The sequence below is a fragment of the Micromonospora sp. NPDC049799 genome (genome assembly GCF_040656655.1).
In the GTDB taxonomy this organism is placed as follows: Bacteria; Actinomycetota; Actinomycetes; order Mycobacteriales; family Micromonosporaceae; genus Micromonospora.
Genome location: NZ_JBFAMU010000757.1, coordinates 1 through 1,813, shown reverse-complemented (window position 1 = coordinate 1,813; position 1,813 = coordinate 1). Strand labels below are relative to the sequence as shown.

Sequence of the window (1,813 nt, the reverse complement as noted above, 5' to 3'; positions counted from 1 at the left end):
GGCCCAGCAGGAGCTCGCCGACCTGCGTCAGGAGACCTGGAAGTCGCGCCAGGAGTCCGACGAGCTCCAGCGGCAGGTGGCGGAGGTGCGGCTGGAACTGACCGGCGACGGGAGGCGCTCCTCGGGCACGGACGGCACGGGGGTCCTCCCCGGTGTACCGGTGACAACGGCGAAGGTGGGCGCGTCCGCGGCGGACGGCAACGGCGCGAAGACCGGGTCCAGGGACACGGGGAAGTCCGGGTCCGCGACGGCCGGGTCCGGGGACACCGGAAAGGCAGGGTCGGCGGAGGTCCAGCCGGCCGACGAGGGTCAGCAGAAAGCGACGATCACGACGGTGACCACCCTCGACGGTGGCGGCGCCGGCACCGGGGAGAACGGCAACCGGCCCGCCAAGCCCACCACCGACGAGCGCGGCGCCAAGCCCAGCAAGGTCGCGGTGGACAAGGACTGACCGGGCTCAACCCGGAGCGTGACCCGTGGGGAGGGACCGGTGGCACACGGCGGACCGGCATCGCCCGACCCCGAGGACGAGCCCGCCCGGATCGCCGGCGGCCGGGACCGCGACGGTCCGGACGACCCGCACCCACGGCGGCAGGCCGCCCCGACCGACGAGGTCGGCACCGGGGAGCCGGCCGCGGGTGGCGCCACCGGACGGTTCGGTGTGCCGGGGCGTCCCCTGCGACGCAGCAGTTTCCTGGTCGGGTTCACCGGCGGGCTGGGCGTGCTGCTCGCGTACGCCGTCTTCCTGGGTCTCCGCAACGCCGCCGGCATCCTGATCCTGGTGGTCATCGCGCTCTTCCTGGCAGTGGGCCTGTACCCGGCGGTGGTGCGCCTGCGGGTGCTGGGTCTCTCCCACGGCCTCGCGGTCGCGGTCGTCGCGCTGGCCGTGGTGCTGTTGCTCTGCGGCGGTCTGGTCGCGCTGGTGCCGCCGGTCGTCACCCAGACCGGGGAGTTCGTCGACCAGTTGCCCAGCTACGTCGAGTCCCTGCGCCGCAACGACACGGTCAACGACCTCGTCGAACGGTACGGCCTGGTGGAGCGGGTGCGGAACGCGGCGAACACGGACAACCTCGGACGGGCGCTGGGCGGTGTGCTCGGTGGCGCCCAGCTCGTCTTCGGCACGGTCTTCCGGGCGCTGACCGTCCTCGTGCTCACCATCTACTTCCTGGTGTACTTCGACCGGCTGCGGGACCTGGGGTACGCGCTGGTGCCCGCCTCCCGGCGGGAGCGCGTCCGGCTCATCGGGGACGCGATCCTCGCCAAGGTCGGCGCGTACATGGTCGGCGCGCTCACCATCGCCCTGCTGGCCGGGACGACCACCTTCGTGTTCGCGCTGGTCGTCGGCCTGCCGTACCCGTTCGCCCTGGCCGTGGTCGTCGCCGTGACCGATCTGATCCCGCAGATCGGGGCCACCCTCGGCGCGGTGATCGTGAGCCTGGTCGGCTTCGCCACGGACCTGCCGGTCGGCATCGCCTGCGCGGTGTTCTTCCTGATCTACCAGCAGGTGGAGAACTACCTGATCTACCCGAAGGTCATGCGCCGGTCGGTCCAGGTGAACGAGGTGGCCGCCCTGGTCGCCGCGCTGCTGGGCGCGTCGCTGATCGGCGTCGTCGGCGCGCTGATCGCCATCCCGACGGTCGCCGCCATCCAGCTCGTCCTGCGCGAGGTGGTCCTGCCCCGGCAGGACACCCGGTGAGCGAGGGCCGGCCGCACCGGCCCACGGGAGGTCAGCCGCCGGCGGGCGGGCCCGGCACCGGGCGGTCGGCGAAGGAGGCGACCGTGCGGTCCGCGTACGCGCTGACGTCGCCGGTCT

1 protein-coding gene and 1 pseudogene are annotated in these 1,813 nt (G+C 73.3%); both read left to right on the top strand.

Features of this window, described 5'->3' with window-relative positions; translation table 11 throughout:
* Positions 1-451, top strand: a pseudogene (locus AB0I76_RS29165) (hypothetical protein); the annotation flags it as partial.
* Positions 452-490: 39 nt separating this feature from the next.
* Entirely contained in the window at positions 491-1,696 is a 1,206-nt protein-coding gene (locus AB0I76_RS29160) for an AI-2E family transporter (protein ID WP_357042143.1), read from the top strand.
* Positions 1,697-1,813 lie beyond the last annotated feature (117 nt).